This window comes from Seonamhaeicola marinus (assembly GCF_008085455.1).
Window position 1 is genome coordinate 1 of record NZ_VSDQ01000374.1, and the last position, 312, is coordinate 312.

The 312-nt window shown below is 36.2% G+C and carries 1 protein-coding gene; it reads right to left on the minus strand.

The window, feature by feature from the left end; genetic code table 11:
* A partial coding sequence (locus tag FUA24_RS05000; RefSeq protein WP_148540286.1) for a division/cell wall cluster transcriptional repressor MraZ occupies positions 1-312 on the minus strand: 312 nt, incomplete at both ends.

Sequence of the window (312 nt, forward strand, 5' to 3'; positions counted from 1 at the left end):
TTTATCCCAAATTTCAATAATATTAACAGCCGAAGCCACCACAATATCTTTTGAAATGTTTGCAAAAACGGTTAAATCTTTAGGTATTAACAAACGCCCATTACCATCAACCTCAACCATTTTTACCCCTGCAGTAAACCTTCTTATAAAATCATTGTTCTTTTTTTTAAACCTGTTTAGTTTGTTCATTTTTTGCATTAGCACTTGCCACTCTGCCATTGGATACAACTCTAAACACTTCTGAAACACCGATCTACGCAAAACAAAGCCTTCTGCCAACACAGCAGCCATTTGCTTTTTTAAAGGCGCAGG